We start from the raw sequence: 17,748 nt of genomic DNA on the forward strand, positions 1-17,748 counted from the left end.
TTGAAAACATATTACCAAAAATATACTTCATTTATTTTTAAAACAGCGTGCTTTCTAAGTTTGCTGTTAACTGGGCAACTTTCTTTTGCTCAAGACGATGAAGTTAACGATTCAATAAAAGGATATAATACAGGAGCTATTAATCTGGCAAATCCTAAAAGTGTGGTTGAGGCATATACTTATGACCCAATAACTAATATGTATGTTCTTACAAAAACTTTTGAAGGTTTTAATATCAATTATCCCATCATTCTTACTCCAAAAGAATATGAAAAATTGGTGTTAAAAGAGTCAATGCATGAGTACTTCAAGAACAAATCAAAAGCAGTTGATGGTAAAGGTACCGAAGAAGATAAAAAGAATTTATTACCAAGATATTATGTGAATTCAAGTTTCTTTGAAACCATTTTTGGAGGAAATACTATAGATGTAAAACCAACAGGTTCTGTCGAAGTAGATTTAGGTTTTAGACACACAAAACAAGATAATCCATCCTTTTCTCCAAGAAATAGAGCTACAACAACTTTCGATTTTGACCAAAGAATTAGTATGAGTTTGATGGGAAAAGTGGGCACAAGATTAAATGTAAATGCCAATTATGATACCCAATCTACTTTTGCATTTCAAAATCTTATCAAATTAGAATACGCTCCAACAGAAGACGATATTATTCAAAAAATTGAAGTAGGTAACGTAAACATGCCTCTAAACAGTTCATTGATAAGAGGAGCACAAAGCTTATTTGGGGTAAAAGCACAATTACAATTCGGAAAGACTACAGTTACCGGAGTATTCTCTGAACAAAAATCACAAACAAAAACGGTTACGTCTCAAGGTGGTGGAACCATTCAAAATTTTGAACTTTTTGCTCAAGAATATGATGCCGATAGACACTTTTTCCTATCGCAATACTTCAAAAATAAATATGATTATTCTTTAAGAAATTATCCTCAAATTGATAGTCGAGTTCAAATTACGCGTATTGAAGTTTGGATTACCAACAGACAAAATAGAGTTACAACTAACAACAATAATCTAAGAAATATTATTGCTTTACAGGATTTAGGTGAAACATCTTTGAATGAGTCTGGAACTTTAAATCCAATTCCACCAACAGAAATAGTTGCTATTAATCCATTAGATAATCCTGGAAACACTTTTTTCTTAGCTCCAACTGATACTCCCTCTAAAAACTCAAACAATAAATATGATCCCGCTTTAATTGCTTTAGGTGGAGGTTTCTTAAATACGAACATTAGAGAAATTGTAACTTCTAATTCTGGTTTTAACAACTCGGTTGCTGTAAGTGAAGGAATAGATTATGCAAAACTAGAGAATGCTAGAAAGCTTAGTCAAAACGAATATACATTTCATCCACAATTGGGATACATTTCTTTACAACAGCGTTTGGCTAATGACGAAGTTCTTGCTGTAGCTTATCAATATACTATAGGAGACCAAGTATATCAAGTAGGTGAGTTTGGTAATGATGGAGTAGAAGCAACTCAAGTAGACCCTAGTGGAGTACCATCATCACAAGCATTAATATTGAAAATGCTTAAAAGTAGTTTAACCACTGTTGAAAAACCAATTTGGGGATTGATGATGAAAAACATCTATCAAATTCCAGGTGGTTATCAATTACAAAAAGAAGATTTTAAATTCAATATCTTATATACTGATCCATCGCCATTAAATTATATTACACAGGCTAATTCTACTACGCCACTTCCTGCTGGAGTTGAACAAACACCTTTGTTAAAAGTTTTTGGGATTGACCAATTGAACTATAACAATGACCCACAAAACGGAGGTGACGGATTCTTCGATTTTATTCCAGGATTAACTGTTGATCAACAAAATGGTAGATTGATTTTTACTTCTGTAGAACCTTTCGGTAAGTACTTATTTGAAAAGTTAAGAAGTGGAGCGGGTGAAGATTACAATGGTAACCCAACTTTAGTTTACAACGCCAATCAAGCGAAATACGTTTTTAGAACCTTATATAAAAGTACACAGGCAGCAGCTTTACAAGACAGTGAAAAAAATAAATTCCAACTTAGAGGTAAATTCAAATCTTCTGGTGGAGATGGAATTCCAATTGGTGCTTTCAATGTGCCAAAAGGTTCTGTAGTAGTTACCGCTGGAGGAAGAGTTCTTGTTGAAGGTGTAGATTATACTGTAAATTATCAAGCAGGTAGAGTTCAAATTCTTGATCCGGCATTATCGGCTTCGAATACTCCAATTGAAGTTTCTGTAGAGAACAACTCTGTTTTTGGTCAACAAACAAGACGTTTCTTTGGTGTAAATGTAGAGCACAAATTTTCTGAAAAATTCATTTTAGGAGCAACGTTCTTAAAAATGACAGAAAGACCGTTTACTCAAAAATCTAATTACGGACAAGAATCGGTAAACAATTCTATTTACGGAATAAATACGGCTTATTCAACAGAAGTACCTTTCTTGACTAGATTGGTAAATAAACTTCCAAATATAGATACGGATGTTCCTTCTGTGGTTTCTTTTAGAGGTGAAGTAGCTTACTTGCAACCAAATTCTCCAAAAGCAGATCGTTTTGAAGGTGAAGCAACTATTTATGTTGACGATTTTGAAGGTTCACAAACAACCATCGATTTGAAATCACCTTTTTCGTGGTACTTGTCTTCTACACCAGAAAAACCAACAACAGGAGTATTACCAAGTTATCCTGACTTTGGTGGAACTTCAAATGGATTAGATTATGGATTTAAAAGAGCAAAATTAGCGTGGTATTCTATTGATCCAGTTTTTTATACACAAAGACCATCAGGAATTTCTGAAGATGATTTATCACTTAATTCAACAAGAAGAATTTTCAGTCAAGAGTTATTTCCAAATACAGTAATCGCTCAAGGACAAACTCAAGTTGTAAATACTTTAGATTTAACGTATTTTCCAAATGAGCGTGGTCCATACAATTTCAATACAGCGACTGCACCAGATAACACAATACCAAATCCAGAAGATAATTTTGGTGGAATAGTTCGTGCTTTAAATTCAACCAATTTTGAACAATCTAACGTTGAATACGTGCAATTTTGGATGCTAGATCCTTATTTTACGGGTCCAGGAAGACCAATAGAAACACCTTCAACAAATGTTGGTAAAGTTTATATAAATCTTGGTGAAATATCGGAAGATGTTCTTAAAGACGGAAGGAAATTCTATGAAAATGGTGTTGGTAATAATCAAATAGTGGTTAATCCGCAACCGCTTTGGGGAGATGTTCCGGCTTCACAATCATTAATCTATGCTTTCGATTCTGATCCTGGAAATAGAACGGCTCAAGATGTTGGATTTAATGGATTGAATGATGCTCAGGAGGCAGCTAAATTTCCAGCGTTTTCTTCTTTTGCTGATCCAGCAGTTGATAATTTTACTTATTTCTTAAATACTACTGGAAATATTTTTGATCGTTATAAAAATTATAATGGAACAGAAGGAAATTCACCAATTGATGTTACAGATACTAATCGTGGTTCTACAACGGTTCCAGATGTTGAAGATATTAATAGAGACAATACTATGAATACTATCAATGCCTATTATGAATATGGTATTGATGTAAGACCCGGAATGGCAGTAGGTAATACTAGATATGTTACCGATGTAAGAGAAACTACAGTAACATTATCAAATGGAGAAACTACTCAAGCAAGATGGATTCAGTTTAAAGTGCCAGTTTCTCAACCTGAAAATACAGTTGGAAGCATTTCAGATTTTCGCTCTATAAGATTTATGAGACTTTTTATGACAGGTTTTGAAAGTCAAATTACGTTACGTTTTGGAGCTTTAGATTTAGTTCGTGGGGAATGGAGAAGATTTGAAAACACCTTAGATCCAACAGATACAGATACATCAGATGATGGTACCGATTTTGATTCTCAAGCTATAAATATTCAAGAAAATGGAGATAGATTACCTATTAATTATGTAACACCTCCAGGTGTTCAATTAGAAGAGTTATTTTTTAATAATACTTTAATCCCACAAAACGAGCAATCGTTAGCATTGAGAGTAGATGGCGATGGTTTAGAACCAGGAGATTCTAGAGCAGTGTTCAAAAATGTAAGTGTAGATATGCGTCAGTTTAAAAAACTGAAAATGTTTGTTCACGCTGAAGCACCAGCCGATGATGTTACTTCTTTAGAAGATGATGAAATGGTTGCTTTCATTCGTTTTGGTAATGACTTTACAGAAAACTTTTATCAAGTTGAAATTCCGTTAAAGAGAACGCAGTTTGGAGATAATTCTCCAGAAGGTGTTTGGCCAGAATCCAATAGAATTGATATTTCTACAGAATTATTAACTAAGCTAAAAATTTTAGCCTTAAATTATGTCTACACACCAGGTGAAATTTTTTATAGAAATGAAGATGATCCCGATATGAACCCATCAGCTTCAGGAAAAGTAAACAAATTAAAAATTGGTATTAGAGGAAATCCTAATTTCGGATTAGTAAGAACATTAATGGTTGGGGTAAAAAACCAAACAGATGATTTAAATACACCGCAACATCCTTTAAATCCTAGACGTATTAAAGGTGAAGTATGGTTTAATGAACTTCGTCTTGCCGAAATGGACAACAAAGGTGGTATGGCAGCAGTTGCGAGTTTAGATGGTAATCTTGCTGATTTTGCGAACGTTTCTGCTACTGGTAGATTAAGTACCATAGGTTTTGGAACTTTAGAGCAAGGACCAAACGAAAGAAGTCGTGAAGATATCTTACAATATAACGTTGTTACCAACATGAGTTTGGGTAAACTTTTACCTAAAAAATGGGGAATAAATCTTCCATTCAATTATGCTGTTGGTGAAGAGTTTATTACACCAAAATACGATCCTTTCAATCAAGATATCGAATTGCAACAATTAATTGATGTAACGGCTGATGAAGCAGAGAAACGAAATATTAGAAATAGAGCAATTGATTATACAAAGAGAAAAAGTATCAACTTTATTGGAGTTAAGAAAGAACGTGGTGAAAAACAAAAACCACATTTCTACGACCCAGAAAACTTGACACTTTCTTATTCGTACAATCAAGTTGATAGACACAATTTTGAATTAGAAAATTTCACAGATCAACAAGTAAACACTACTGCTGATTATACATTTGCATTCCAATCTAAACCAATTGAACCTTTCAAAAAAGTGAAAACGTTCAAGAAAAGTAGCTATTGGAAATTATTAAGCGATTTTAATTTCAATTATTTACCAGCAAATATATCTTTCAGTTCTAATATTATACGTCAATTCAATAGACAACAATTTAGATTAGTTGATGTTGAAGGACTTGGTTTGGAAGCTTTATACCAAAGAAATTTCTTGTTTAATTATCAATATGGATTTAATTATAACTTAACTAAATCATTGAAACTTAATTTTAATGCTACTTCCAATAATATAGTTAGAAATTACATGGACGAAAACAATAATCCAGATAACTCCTACACAATTTGGACAGATTATTGGAATATTGGCTCGCCCAACCAACACAACCAACAGTTAACAGTAAACTACGAATTGCCATTAAACAAAATTCCATTCTTGAGTTTTGTGAAATCTAGTTATACTTATACAGGTAATTTTAGTTGGCAACGTTCTTCATTGGCATTCTCATCTGTTATTTCTAACGGAATTGAGTACAGTTTAGGTAACACAATTCAAAATGCAGGTTCTCACAAATTGAATACCCAATTCAATATGGAAAGTTTTTATAAGTATTTAGGATTGAATAAAACCAAAAAACAAACCAAAACAACACAAGTTGGTCCTCCAAAGCCTGGTCAAAAAGTAACTAGTCAAGCTGCTACTCCAGCTAAAGATAGAAACATTTTTGTAGATGGTTTAGTTGGTGTTTTAACAAGTGTGAAAAACATTCAAATCAACTACACAGAAAATCAAGGAACTGCTTTGCCAGGATTCCTTCCAAGTATTGGTTTCTTTGGAACAGCTAAACCCTCTTTAGGATTTGCTTTTGGTTCGCAAGATGATGTTCGTTTTGAAGCCGCTAAAAATGGTTGGCTAACTTCTTTTCCAGAATTCAATTTAAATTATACTCAAATCCTAACTAGAACACTAGATTATACAGCTAATATTGATTTGTTTCCAGATTTCAAAATCGACTTGAGTGGAAACAGAACGTATGCTAATAATTTCTCAGAACAGTACGACGTTTCTCCTGATGGAACTTACAATTCAAGATCGCCATATAGCACAGGAAATTTTGCAATATCAACCGTTTTGATAAAAACCGCATTTAAGAATAGTGACGAATTTGGTTCAGAAGCTTTTGATGATTTTAGAGAAAATCGTTTAAAAATAGCAAACAGATTGGCCTCAAATTATTACGGAGGCGCACCTTATGCAGTCGATGCTGAAGGGTATCCTGCTGGTTTTGGCAAAAATAGCCAATCGGTTCTATTGCCAGCATTCTTAGCTGCCTACACAGGTGCAGGAGCTTCAGATGTTTCCTTAGGAATCTTGAGAAATTTCCCAATTCCTAACTGGAATGTAAAATATAATGGATTAATGCGTTATAAATACTTTAAAGATAAATTCAAACGTTTCTCTTTACAACACAATTATAAAGCATCTTATACAATAAATTCATTCCGATCTAATCTAGATTACCAAGAAGGTGTAAATCCACTAAACGGAAATTTATATGAAAGAACTCTTGTTGGAAATGTGAATTTAGTAGAACAATTTAATCCTTTAATTCGTTTAGATTTAGAAACTAAAAGTTCGTTCAAGTTTCTTGCTGAAATGAAAAAAGACAGAGCCTTATCTTTAAGTTTTGATAATAATCTATTGACAGAAGTAAAGGGAATTGAATATGTTATTGGAACAGGTTATCGTTTTAAAGATGTTATTTTTTCAACTAAATTGGCCGATAATCCATCTGGTGTTATAAAAAGTGATATCAATTTGAAAATAGATTTTTCTTACAGAAATAATAAAACTATTGTACGTTATTTAGATTACAACAACAATCAATTAGGTGGAGGACAAAACATTTGGTCTGCAAGATTAACAGCCGATTATTCGTTTAGTAAAAACCTAACTGCAATTTTCTATTACGATCATTCGTTCTCTCAAGCAGTAATTTCAACATCATTCCCATTGACAAATATTAGAGGTGGATTCACTTTAAGATATAACTTTGGAAATTAATTGAAATAGTGATAAAAATCATTTTAAAAATTTAAGAATAAACAATACATTTGACCTGAATTTAAACTTACAAACAAAATGAGCATACCAACTAATTTAAAATACACTAAAGACCACGAATGGATTTCTATGGATGGTGATGTAGCAACTATCGGAATTACACATTTCGCTCAAAGCGAACTTGGTGATATCGTTTATGTTGAAGTTGAGACACTAGACCAAACACTTGAAAGAGATGAGGTTTTTGGTACTGTTGAAGCTGTAAAAACAGTTTCTGATTTATTTTTACCAATGTCTGGTGAAATTATCGAATTCAACGAAGACCTTGAACGCAATCCAGAAACTGTAAATTCTGATCCTTACGGAGCAGGATGGATGGTGAAAGTAAAAGTGTCTGATGTTTCTCAATGGGACGAATTATTAGATAGCGAAGCTTACGCAAGTTTGATAGGTGCATAATAAAAAAATATTTTTGCTACTAGCTATTCTTTGGACACTTGTTGTTACATATTTGAGTTTGGCAACGTTTGAAGATGTTAGTAGCGATATAAAAGTTCCATATAAAGACAAACTCGCGCATTTTACATTCTATATGATGTTTGTAGTTTTGTGGGCGTTGTTTTTCAAACAAAGTAAATACAATTATAAGATTCTGTTTGCTGCTATCGGCTACGGAATAGTAATGGAAATTTGCCAAAAACTATTCACCACAACAAGAAGCGCAGATATTCTTGATGTTATAGCCAATACAACAGGAGCAATAGTAGGATTGCTAATAATTACTAAGATATTTAATAACAAAACCACTCATTGAGTGGTTTTGTTGTTTTATTGCAACAATTTAAATAAACTCTTTTAAATAAGTTTATTTAGAATACTAAGCATCATTACTTCATTATTTTCTATTTTCGCTACAAATAAATTAGATACAGATTTTTTGTACCTTTATCGTTTCTAATAATCAAGAAAATGAACATCAAGAACTATTTAGATTCTACTTATCTAAAAACACCCGAGCAAGCTGGACTTTCTGTTGAAGAAAACACCAAAGTAGTTCAAGGATTTATCCAAGAAGCTATAGATGAAGGCTTTAAACTTATCATGATTCGTCCTGATATGGTAGCTATGGCTAGAAAAATGATTAGTAAGGCTAATTCAATGGTTACAATAGGAACTGTAATTGGTTTTCATGAAGGAACTTATTCATTGGAAGATAAACTTACAGAAGCCAAAAAAGCTATTGAAGATGGTGCAGACGATTTAGATTTTGTATGCAACTATGAAGCGTTCAAAAGAGGTGAGATTGATGTAGTAAAAAAAGAAGTTCTAGAGGGCACTAAACTTGGATTGGAACATCACAAAATAGTAAAATGGATTATTGAAGTTGCGGCATTAAGTAATGACCAAATTATCCAAATTTCTTCTTTGATTAAGAAAGTTGTGATGTCTAATTTTAAAGAAGAATGTTATCATTCGGTTTATGTAAAATCATCAACAGGTTTTTACAAAACAGAAAATGGTTTGCCAAATGGCGCTACTGTACCAACCATAATAATGATGCTAGAAAATGGTTCGCCTCTCTCTATAAAAGCTGCAGGTGGCGTTAGAACATACGATGAAGCAGTAGAAATGATTAATCTTGGAGTTAAGAGAATAGGAACGTCTTCTGCCAAGGCCATTGCCAACGGACAAACAACAAACAGCGATTACTAAATTATATTCAAATAGGATGTTTAATAAAATAACGATAGCTTTTTTACTATTAAATGCATTATTGGTTACTGCTCAAAAAGGAAGTGAACAAATGCCAATTTTTCCAAACTGCGAGAAATTACAAGCTAAAGAACTTGAAAATTGTTTCAATACTGAAGTGCAAAATTTTGTTTACAATAATTTTCAAGTACCTACTAAGTTAAAAGACAACAACTACAAAGGAAGTATCATTGTGTTGTTTGAGGTTGACGATAAAGGAACTTTCAAAGTACAATACGTTGATGCCATAGATGAAGATTTAGTAAAAGAAAGTAAACGAGTTTTTGCGGCTATGCCAAAAGTGAGTCCGCCAACGTATAACGGAAAGGCAACTTATGCAAAGTATACAATCAAAATAGCAATTCCACTTCAAAGTGCTGCTGAAATTCAAGCAGAAAAGGAGAAAGAGATTGAGGCTAGCAAGCCAACGACTATTTACTCGCCAAAAGATAAAAATAAAGAATTAACAGAATTTGATAGTATTGTCTATAAAAAATTCAATAATCCTCAGTTTCAAAGTCATTTAAGTATTCCGTTGTCGCATAGTTTTTATGCGCAATTTGATCCGGCGATGAATCAAGTAGGTAGTAATAATCATACGGCATCCAAACCATATACTTATGCTGAAGTTTCAAAATATTACAATTTAGAAGCAGAAAATCAAAAGCTAATGAAGAACAAAACTTCATGGTGGGGAAAAAAGATTTGGAATGAAAATACAGTTGCCATTCAAGGAGATGATTATTGGTTTACTATGAATCCTATTTTCGATTTGCAAATGGGTAAAAGCGACCCAAGTGTTGCAGATTATACTTATGTAAATACTCGTGGAATTCAAGTGCGAGGTGGTTTGGGAAGTCAATTGAATTTTACCACAACCATTTTCGAAAGTCAAGGTCGTTTTGCTGATTATTTTAATAATTATGCAGTTTCGATAAAACCATCAGGAGGAAATCCGGCAATAATTCCAGGTGTAGGAATCGCAAAAGAATTTAAATCAGATGCTTTCGATTTTCCTATGGCCGAGGCAAATTTAACTTTCGCACCAAATAAGTTTATTGATTTACAATTGGGTTATGGAAGAAATTTTTTAGGTGATGGATATCGTTCCTTATTTTTAACAGATGGAGTAAGTCCTGTTCCTTATTTTAAAATAAACACTACATTCTGGAAAATTAAATATACCAACAATTATATGTGGATGAAAGATGTTAGAAATGATGCCACAGTTGATGGAACTTATGCAACAAAGTTTGTTGCAAACCATTATTTAAGTTGGAATGTTACTAAAAGATTCAATTTAGGTTTTTTCGAATCGGTAGTTTGGTCTAAACAAAACGATAGAGGATTTGACATGAGTTTCGTAAATCCAATTATCTTTTATAGAGCAGTTGAGTTTGCATCATCTTCAAGAAGCGGAAATGCTTTACTTGGTTTAACAACTAAGTACAAATGGAACAATCAAATTAATTTCTATGGACAGTTTCTAATTGATGAATTCTCATTTAATGAAGTGAAAGATGCTAATAAAAGTTGGAAAAACAAATTTGCCTACCAAATTGGAGTAAAATATTTCAATGCGTTTAATATAGAAAATCTGTTGGTGCAAGTGGAGTACAATCATATTAGACCTTACGTTTATTCACATAGCAATGCGTTAACAAATTATGGAAATAGCAACCAAAGTCTTGGACATCAATGGGGTGGGAATGCTAAAGAATTAATTGCAATTGCAAGATACCACAAAGGAAGATATTTTGCTGATGCCAAATTAACAATGGGTGTAAGAGGTTTTGATTTTGATGCTACTAAAAATTACGGTGGAAATATTTATCTAAGTTATAATGATAATAGACCTTTTGACAATGGAGTTACTGTTGGACAAGGAAATAAAACGAATATTGTAATAGCCGATTTACAAGCTGGTTATTTGATTAACCCAGCCACAAATTTGAAAGCTTTTGGAAGTATTATTTACAGAAATTTTAGCCCAACACTAGAAACCGATGTTTTGAAAAATCAAAGTACTACATGGTTTTCTCTTGGTTTGAGATGCGATATTTTTAATTGGTATTTCGATTATTAGAATTTTAAATAATTTTATGGTTTGTTTTTTGTCAAATCCTTTTTGATAAACTACTTTTGCACCATTAAAAAATCAATTTTTCAATTCCATTGAATTCTACAACTAATACACTTTCGCTCAAAGCAATCTTTAGAGATTTTAAAGAAATCACCAAGGCTGGTTTAGCAATAAGTGTTTTGTTTTCTTCAATTGCTGGCTATTTGTTAGGATTTGACGAAAGTCATCCGTTTAGTTGGACAACTTTGATAATGTTGATTATCGGTGGATATTGCATGGTTGGAGCTTCAAACGCATTCAATCAAGTGATAGAAAAAGATTTAGATGCATTAATGGATAGAACTAAGAATCGTCCAGTTCCTGCAGGAAGAATGTCACCAAATGTTGCTCTGTTTGTAGCAAGTTTGTTAACAATAACAGGATTAGTTTTACTCTATTTGATCAATCCAAAAACAGCAATGTTTGGAGCGATTTCAATATTTTTATATACTAGTGCTTACACACCATTAAAAACGGTTACACCATTATCGGTTTTTGTAGGAGCAATTCCAGGAGCAATTCCTTTCATGTTAGGATGGGTTGCTGCAACAGGAAATTTCGGAATAGAAGCTGGAACACTATTCATGATTCAGTTTTTTTGGCAGTTTCCTCATTTTTGGGCAATAGGTTGGTTTTTGTATGAAGATTATGAAAAAGCAGGTTTTTTTATGTTGCCTACAGGACAAAGAGATACTAAAACAGCGACACAAATTATATTGTACACATTTTGGCTAATAGTAGCATCACTTTTACCTTGTTTGGGGTTTACAGGGCAATTTTTTATTAGTCCAATTGCAGCAGTTTTGGTTTTTCTATTAGGTTTATGGATGCTTATCTATGCTTTCAAATTATACAAACAAAGAACACCAAAAGCAGCTAGAGTATTAATGTTAGTAAGTGTTTCTTACATTACTTTATTGCAAATAATATATATAACAGATAAATTTTTAAGATAGTTATGATGACAACTGAAGAACATAAAGAACGCACAGCAAGGTCATACAAGCTCTTGTTGATTTTTGCGATGATAAGTATGGTGATGATGTTTGCAGGTTTAACCAGTGCAATGGTTGTAAGTAAATCGAGACCAGATTGGCTTAAAGATTTTCAAATGCCAACCGCTTTTTTTATAAGTACTGCAATTATTCTTCTTTGTAGTGTAACCATTCACTTAGCAAAGAAATCAATTAAGAAAGATGATAGAAGCGCAACGACATTATTTTTGTTAGCAACTCTTGCCTTGGGATTGGGATTTATTTATTTCCAATTTGAAGGTTTTGCACAGTTATTTCAAAATCATTTATATCCAGTTGGAGGATCGGGCTCGATTACCATTTCTTTCTTATATGTTTTGGTTTATGTGCACATGGCTCACTTAGCTGGAGGGTTAATTTCATTATTAATTATAATTTATAATCATTTTAAACAAAAGTACAATTCGTCCCAATTTCTTGGTATTGAGCTAGGTGCAATGTATTGGCACTTTCTTGATTTCTTGTGGATTTATTTATTTTTGTTTTTATATTTCTTTAAATAAGAAAAATATGTAAATTTGGGAACTTTTTAACAACAACTTTTTATGGGATCGACAGTTACTACTGCAAATACTGTAGGGAAATCATGGGATGGCGGAAATAATGAGCCATTAGGAGCAAGTTACGGAAAATTAATGATGTGGTTTTTCATCGTTTCAGATGCATTAACCTTTTCTGGTTTTTTGGCTGCTTACGGTTTTTCTAGATTTAAATTCATTGAAACTTGGCCTTTAGCCGATGAAGTGTTTACACACTTTCCATTTATGCATGGGGTTTCTGCTCCAATGTATTATGTGGCATTGATGACTTTTATTCTTATCTTTTCTTCTGTAACTATGGTGCTAGCAGTTGATGCTGGTCACCAAATGAAACAAGGAAAAGTAGCTTTCTACATGTTTTTAACAATCATTGGAGGTTTAATCTTCGTTGGTTCACAAGCTTGGGAATGGAAAAATTTCATTCATGGAGAATATGGTGCTGTTGAAACAAAAGGCGGAAGCATTCTGCAGTTTGTCGATAGTAAAGGAAAGCGTGTCGCTTTAGCTGATTTCGCAGTTGTATTACCTGAAGAAAGAGAACAGCTTACAAGAGGTAAAGGAAAATGGTTTATGGAAGAAGGAACTTTGTCTACTTATTCTGTAAATGAAGTTTTAGAAGGCTTTAAAGCTCGTCCAGACTTATTGGTTAGAACTGAAGTAATTAATAGTGCTGAAACTTTAAAAACAGCTGAAGGGTTGAATGAAGATAAATCATTAAATAAAGAAAAACATAAATTTATTCTTTCAAGAGCCGAATCTGAAAGAAGACTAGCCGATGCAACATTGGTAGTTGAAGGTGCTAACTTGCAGCACAATGAATATGGAAGTAAGTTATTTGCTGATTTCTTCTTCTTTATTACTGGTTTCCACGGTTTCCACGTATTTTCAGGAGTAATTATCAATATCATTATTTTCATTAATGTTCTATTAGGAACTTATGAGAAAAGAAGAACATATGAAATGGTTGAAAAAGTTGGACTTTACTGGCACTTTGTCGATTTAGTTTGGGTTTTCGTATTTACATTCTTCTATTTAGTTTAATTTTTTAGAAATTATATATTATGTCACACGAGCACGTTTCTAATACAAAAAGAATTTGGAATGTATTTTTCCTTCTTTCTGCAGTAACAATAGTTGAGGTTGTTTTGGGTATTATTAAGCCAGAATCACTTCATTTGACCAATTTTTTAGGGATGAACCTTTTAAATTGGATATTCATTATTTTAACAATATTCAAAGCATATTACATTGTTTGGGCTTTCATGCACATGGAAGGTGAAACTCCTGCATTGAGAAGATCTGTTGTATGGACTGTAATTTTCTTAATTATATATTTAGTTTTTATTTTGCTTACAGAAGGAAACTATGTTTTTGAGGTATTTAAAAATGCTACAATTAAGTGGAATTTTTAACATTATATTAATTCAATAAAAAGGTACGCATTGCGTACCTTTTTTTTATTTTTGTATATTCAAATTATGAAAAAAAATGAAAAAGAAAATTGTTCTGTTTGTATTGTTCGTTCTTCCACTAGTTACTTATCTCTTTTTTGCATCAGGAGTTAATAGTTTTGTTAATCTTCCTACTATTACTAAGAATATTCCAGATATAAATACTTGGAAAACTTTAGATGATAAACCTGTTGCTCTTACCAATAAAATTACAATATTAGGCTTTATTGGTACTGATGTTGAAAAACGAAAAGGAAGCTTTTTTAATTTATACGAAAAGATTTATACTAGAAATAAAGATTTTAAAGATTTTCAAATGGTAATGATTTTTCCAGATGGAACTCAAGAGCAAGTTAAAGCATTAAAAAACGATATAAGTAAACTTGGAACTCAAGCTGGATGGAACTTTGTTTTTGGTTCGCCACAGCAAATACAAACATTCTATAATAAACTACAATTAGTAGGTAAATTAGATGATAATCTTGGAACACCAAATGTTTACATTGTAGATAAAAAAAGAAATCTTAGAGGTAGAAAAGGTCAAGATAAAAAAGGTAAGCCAGAATATAAAGAAGGCTATAATACAGTTCTGGTTTCAGAATTATACAACCAAATGATCGATGATGTTAAAATCATTTTGGCAGAGTATCGCTTAGCTTTAAAAAGAAATCATAACGCTTCAAGAAAAATATAATAGGCATGAAAAATAAATCTTACATCGGAATTTCATTTATTATTTTAGTATTTGGGATTATCTTTATACCAAAAATAATCGATCGCATTAAAGATGGCTCTGTTATAAAAAACGACAGAATGAGTCTCTCAAATGAAATTGTAAAAGAAGATGGTTTAATAAAAATAGGGCCAGTTCCTAAGTTTGAATTAACAGATCAAAATAACGCCAAAATATCAGACAAAAGTTATTTAGGTAAAGTTTATGTAATTGAGTTTTTCTTTTCAACGTGTCCTTCAATTTGTCCTATTATGAACAAAAACATGAAGGATATTCAAAAGGAATTTTCTAAAGAGACCAACTTTGGAGTAGCCTCAATTACTATAAATCCGGAAAATGACACTGTCGAAGTTTTAAAGGAACATGCAAATCAACTCGGCATCACTTCACCAAACTGGCATTTTCTAACAGGTGATAAAGAATATATTTTAAGTTTGGCAAATAAAGGGTTCAATCTATACGCTGCAGAAAATAAAAAAGTGAATGGTGGTTTTGAACATTCCGGACTTTTTGCACTTGTAGATAAAAATGGTAAAATAAGATGCAGAAAAGATAATCAAGGAAATCCAATTCTATATTATGATGGACTTGAAGCCAAAGGAGTAAAAGAAATTAAAGAAGACATTAAATTATTATTAGAAGAATAATCATGGATAACACAATAGAAAAAAAATTTAGAACACCAATCATAATTGTTTCAATACTGATTCCAATAGTAGTAGCAATACTATTTTCGGTTAAATTGAAAGATTTTGGAATCAATGTGGAGCCACTTTCTTTCTTACCGCCAATTTACGCGTCAATTAATGGTATTACGGCTATTTTATTGATTTTAGCAGTAAGAGCTATAAAAAATGGTAATCGTTCGTTACACGAAAAATTAATGACTACTGCAATTGCATGTTCTGTAATCTTTTTAGTAATGTATGTTGCTTATCACATGACTTCAGAATCAACTAAGTTTGGTGGAGAAGGTATTATCAGATACGTTTACTTTTTTATTCTACTAACTCATATTGCACTTTCTGTAATTATAATTCCTTTGGTTTTGTTTACTTACGTTAGAGCTTTATCACAACAATTTGATAGACATAAAAAGCTAGCAAGAATTACGTTTCCGTTATGGTTATATGTTGCTGTTACTGGCGTTGTAGTTTACCTTATGATTTCTCCATACTATGTTAATTAAAGAAAATAGAATAAAGAAAATAGAGAATAGAGTGAATTGCAGACAAAAATCTTTAAGAAATGTTCTTGTCTACGGATTATTTTTCATTCTCTTTTCTTTAAATACACAAGCACAATGTGCCATGTGTAGAGCATCATTAGAGAGCGAAGGAAATACTATGAAAGCCGAAGCCGTAAATGACGGAATTGTTTACTTAATGGTAATTCCGTACGTGTTGGTTGGTATCGTTGGATTAGTGGTTTATAGAATGTATACGAAAAAGAAAACTCAATAGTTTTTATTCCATTCCATCAATTTTGATGTTCAATTTGCCAGATGTAGTTATAAATGCAATTATAGCTTCGTTGGTCAATTCTACTTTTTCAAATTCAAAATCGTTCAAAGTTCCGTTTACGAATACACCTTTCATTGGCGAATAATTGCTCAAGTAAGGCAACAAACTTTTTTTGCCTTCATCTAAATTTTCTTTAATAGAATAGCGGCAGTTTTCTTGAATTTTTCTCAAAATTACGCCTTGCAACAGCCAATTAGCTGTTTTTGTCAAAAGACCTTTTGTGTTTAAAACATAATCCATTTGTTCAAAATAAATTTCTTTTGTAACTGAATTATAATTTGGAATTCCAGAAAGATAAATTGATCCATTGATGCTTCCAGTCATGTCAAGAGCAATAATCATTTTGCCATCTTTTGACCATAAATCAACTTTTTGAACCGTTATTTTTCTACTTCCAGAAGCAAATTCTTTTCCTTGAAAATTTTTAGTTATTATTCGAGAAGCACTTTCATAGGTAGAAATTGCCGCTACAGTAGCTGTTGTTTTGTCAGGAACAGTAGCAACCGGTTTGAAAGTAACAGATTCTTTATCAAAAACATTTTTTGGTTCTTGTCCAACCATTGTTAGCATGGTACATTTCAATCCTAAGTTCATTTTTATTTTATTTTTTTGCAATTGTGCATCAGTAACATAAACTTCAATTGGATTCATTTTAAACCAGGTTTCATATTGTTCACTTGTTTTAAAAGGTGTACCCAAAGTCTCTAAGACATTTAAAACATAAGGTTTGAAATCACAAGATTTTTCAATAGCATCATCAATTTTTTTGGCTACTTTCGATTTGAAAATAGACAAAGTAGGATTGATTATATAAGTTATCGGAACTTTTTTTCCAGCAACTAATATCGTTGGGCTTTCACTCCATTCAAAATCTTCAATAACAGAGCTAGTATTCATTTTCCAATTTGATAATTTGGCTGTACTAAGTAAAGTTATGGTTCCGTTTAAATCAATTTCTCTTGTGTCGTTTAGTCCCATGAACTCCGTTCCATATTTTATTTTTGACCAAATTTTCAAAGGCAAAACAGATTGTATTTTTCCGTCTTTTTCAATTAATTTTATGGTGCCTGTTTTCCAAATTTTCATTTCCGTTTTGTCATCATCAAGATTATTATCTTCATAAATCAATCCAGTTAAGGCTTTATTTAATTGGTTTTCGATTTCTTTTAATGAAACTTCCATGGGCATGCTTACGAATGAAGTTGTTGTTTTGTATGCCATTGGAGTATTTTGAGAGGGTTCTGGTTTTATAGTAGCTATATTATTTGTTGACGAACAACTAAATAAAGCAGAAAGTAGAATAAGCGAAATTAATACAAGAAAACAGTTTTTCATTTTTAAATCAAAATTAATTTGGGTGTGAATGTAACAAAAAA

At 32.1% G+C, this 17,748-nt stretch carries 14 protein-coding genes; 13 read left to right on the forward strand and 1 reads right to left on the reverse strand.

What is annotated here, in order from left to right; all coding sequences use genetic code 11:
- From sprA to ACIQ06_RS00915, 13 genes are all read left to right on the forward strand, one after another.
- Window positions 1-7,218 carry a cell surface protein SprA gene (gene sprA, locus ACIQ06_RS00855; protein ID WP_396143042.1) on the forward strand — a complete coding sequence of 2,406 codons (7,218 nt, stop codon included), beginning with the start codon at window positions 1-3 and terminating at the stop codon, window positions 7,216-7,218.
- Window positions 7,219-7,296: 78 nt separating this feature from the next.
- Window positions 7,297-7,677: a glycine cleavage system protein GcvH gene (gene gcvH / locus ACIQ06_RS00860; protein WP_396143044.1), complete on the forward strand. Its 381-nt coding sequence runs from the start codon at window positions 7,297-7,299 to the stop codon at window positions 7,675-7,677.
- A gap of 13 nt (window positions 7,678-7,690) precedes the next feature.
- Window positions 7,691-8,032, forward strand: a complete 342-nt coding sequence (locus ACIQ06_RS00865) for a VanZ family protein (RefSeq protein WP_396143046.1) — start codon at window positions 7,691-7,693, stop codon at window positions 8,030-8,032.
- Between the two features lie 155 nt (window positions 8,033-8,187).
- Window positions 8,188-8,931 (forward strand): deoxyribose-phosphate aldolase, encoded by a 744-nt coding sequence (gene deoC / locus ACIQ06_RS00870; RefSeq protein WP_396143048.1) that lies wholly within the window; start codon window positions 8,188-8,190, stop codon window positions 8,929-8,931.
- Window positions 8,932-8,947: 16 nt separating this feature from the next.
- Window positions 8,948-11,056 carry a gliding motility protein RemB gene (locus ACIQ06_RS00875; protein ID WP_396143050.1) on the forward strand — a complete coding sequence of 703 codons (2,109 nt, stop codon included), beginning with the start codon at window positions 8,948-8,950 and terminating at the stop codon, window positions 11,054-11,056.
- An 89-nt stretch (window positions 11,057-11,145) separates the two neighbouring features.
- A complete protein-coding gene (cyoE, locus tag ACIQ06_RS00880; RefSeq protein ID WP_396143052.1) occupies window positions 11,146-12,048 on the forward strand; it encodes a heme o synthase in 903 nt (300 codons plus the stop codon).
- A gap of 2 nt (window positions 12,049-12,050) precedes the next feature.
- Window positions 12,051-12,629, forward strand: coding sequence for a heme-copper oxidase subunit III (locus ACIQ06_RS00885; protein WP_396143054.1), 579 nt, complete (start codon window positions 12,051-12,053; stop codon window positions 12,627-12,629).
- 42 nt (window positions 12,630-12,671) lie between these two features.
- A complete protein-coding gene (locus tag ACIQ06_RS00890; RefSeq protein ID WP_396143056.1) occupies window positions 12,672-13,706 on the forward strand; it encodes a cytochrome c oxidase subunit 3 in 1,035 nt (344 codons plus the stop codon).
- Window positions 13,707-13,726: 20 nt separating this feature from the next.
- Entirely contained in the window at window positions 13,727-14,077 is a 351-nt protein-coding gene (locus ACIQ06_RS00895; protein ID WP_396143059.1) for a cytochrome C oxidase subunit IV family protein, read from the forward strand.
- Between the two features lie 76 nt (window positions 14,078-14,153).
- Window positions 14,154-14,810 carry a hypothetical protein gene (locus ACIQ06_RS00900; RefSeq protein WP_396143061.1) on the forward strand — a complete coding sequence of 219 codons (657 nt, stop codon included), beginning with the start codon at window positions 14,154-14,156 and terminating at the stop codon, window positions 14,808-14,810.
- A 5-nt stretch (window positions 14,811-14,815) separates the two neighbouring features.
- On the forward strand, window positions 14,816-15,496 hold the full coding sequence (locus ACIQ06_RS00905; RefSeq protein WP_396143063.1) for an SCO family protein: 681 nt from the start codon (window positions 14,816-14,818) through the stop codon (window positions 15,494-15,496).
- A 2-nt stretch (window positions 15,497-15,498) separates the two neighbouring features.
- Window positions 15,499-16,038, forward strand: a complete 540-nt coding sequence (locus tag ACIQ06_RS00910) for a DUF420 domain-containing protein (protein ID WP_396143065.1) — start codon at window positions 15,499-15,501, stop codon at window positions 16,036-16,038.
- The gene (locus tag ACIQ06_RS00915) at window positions 16,028-16,312 is read left to right on the forward strand and encodes a hypothetical protein (RefSeq protein ID WP_396143067.1); all 285 of its coding nucleotides are present in this window, start codon (window positions 16,028-16,030) and stop codon (window positions 16,310-16,312) included. Before ACIQ06_RS00910 ends, ACIQ06_RS00915 begins: the two co-directional genes overlap by 11 nt.
- Window positions 16,313-16,315: 3 nt before the next feature.
- On the opposite strand, the gene ACIQ06_RS00920 is transcribed toward ACIQ06_RS00915, so the two are convergent.
- The gene (locus ACIQ06_RS00920; protein WP_396143070.1) at window positions 16,316-17,707 is read right to left on the reverse strand and encodes a DUF4403 family protein; all 1,392 of its coding nucleotides are present in this window, start codon (window positions 17,705-17,707) and stop codon (window positions 16,316-16,318) included.
- Window positions 17,708-17,748: the final 41 nt, after the last annotated feature.

Origin of the sequence: Flavobacterium sp. (assembly GCF_044341265.1) — a bacterium.
GTDB lineage: Bacteria > Bacteroidota > Bacteroidia > Flavobacteriales > Flavobacteriaceae > Flavobacterium.

What these genes read in the sequence shown, in the direction of transcription:
- ACIQ06_RS00900 (WP_396143061.1), top strand. Translation starts at nt 14,154, where the DNA reads ATGAAAAAGAAAATTGTTCTGTTTGTATTGTTCGTTCTTCCACTAGTT.
- ACIQ06_RS00915 (WP_396143067.1), top strand. Translation starts at nt 16,028, where the DNA reads ATGTTAATTAAAGAAAATAGAATAAAGAAAATAGAGAATAGAGTGAAT.
- ACIQ06_RS00895 (WP_396143059.1), top strand. Translation starts at nt 13,727, where the DNA reads ATGTCACACGAGCACGTTTCTAATACAAAAAGAATTTGGAATGTATTT.
- ACIQ06_RS00875 (WP_396143050.1), top strand. Translation starts at nt 8,948, where the DNA reads ATGTTTAATAAAATAACGATAGCTTTTTTACTATTAAATGCATTATTG.
- ACIQ06_RS00920 (WP_396143070.1), bottom strand. Translation starts at nt 17,707, where the DNA reads ATGAAAAACTGTTTTCTTGTATTAATTTCGCTTATTCTACTTTCTGCT.
- gcvH (WP_396143044.1), top strand. Translation starts at nt 7,297, where the DNA reads ATGAGCATACCAACTAATTTAAAATACACTAAAGACCACGAATGGATT.
- ACIQ06_RS00885 (WP_396143054.1), top strand. Translation starts at nt 12,051, where the DNA reads ATGATGACAACTGAAGAACATAAAGAACGCACAGCAAGGTCATACAAG.
- ACIQ06_RS00910 (WP_396143065.1), top strand. Translation starts at nt 15,499, where the DNA reads ATGGATAACACAATAGAAAAAAAATTTAGAACACCAATCATAATTGTT.
- deoC (WP_396143048.1), top strand. Translation starts at nt 8,188, where the DNA reads ATGAACATCAAGAACTATTTAGATTCTACTTATCTAAAAACACCCGAG.
- ACIQ06_RS00905 (WP_396143063.1), top strand. Translation starts at nt 14,816, where the DNA reads ATGAAAAATAAATCTTACATCGGAATTTCATTTATTATTTTAGTATTT.
- ACIQ06_RS00890 (WP_396143056.1), top strand. Translation starts at nt 12,672, where the DNA reads ATGGGATCGACAGTTACTACTGCAAATACTGTAGGGAAATCATGGGAT.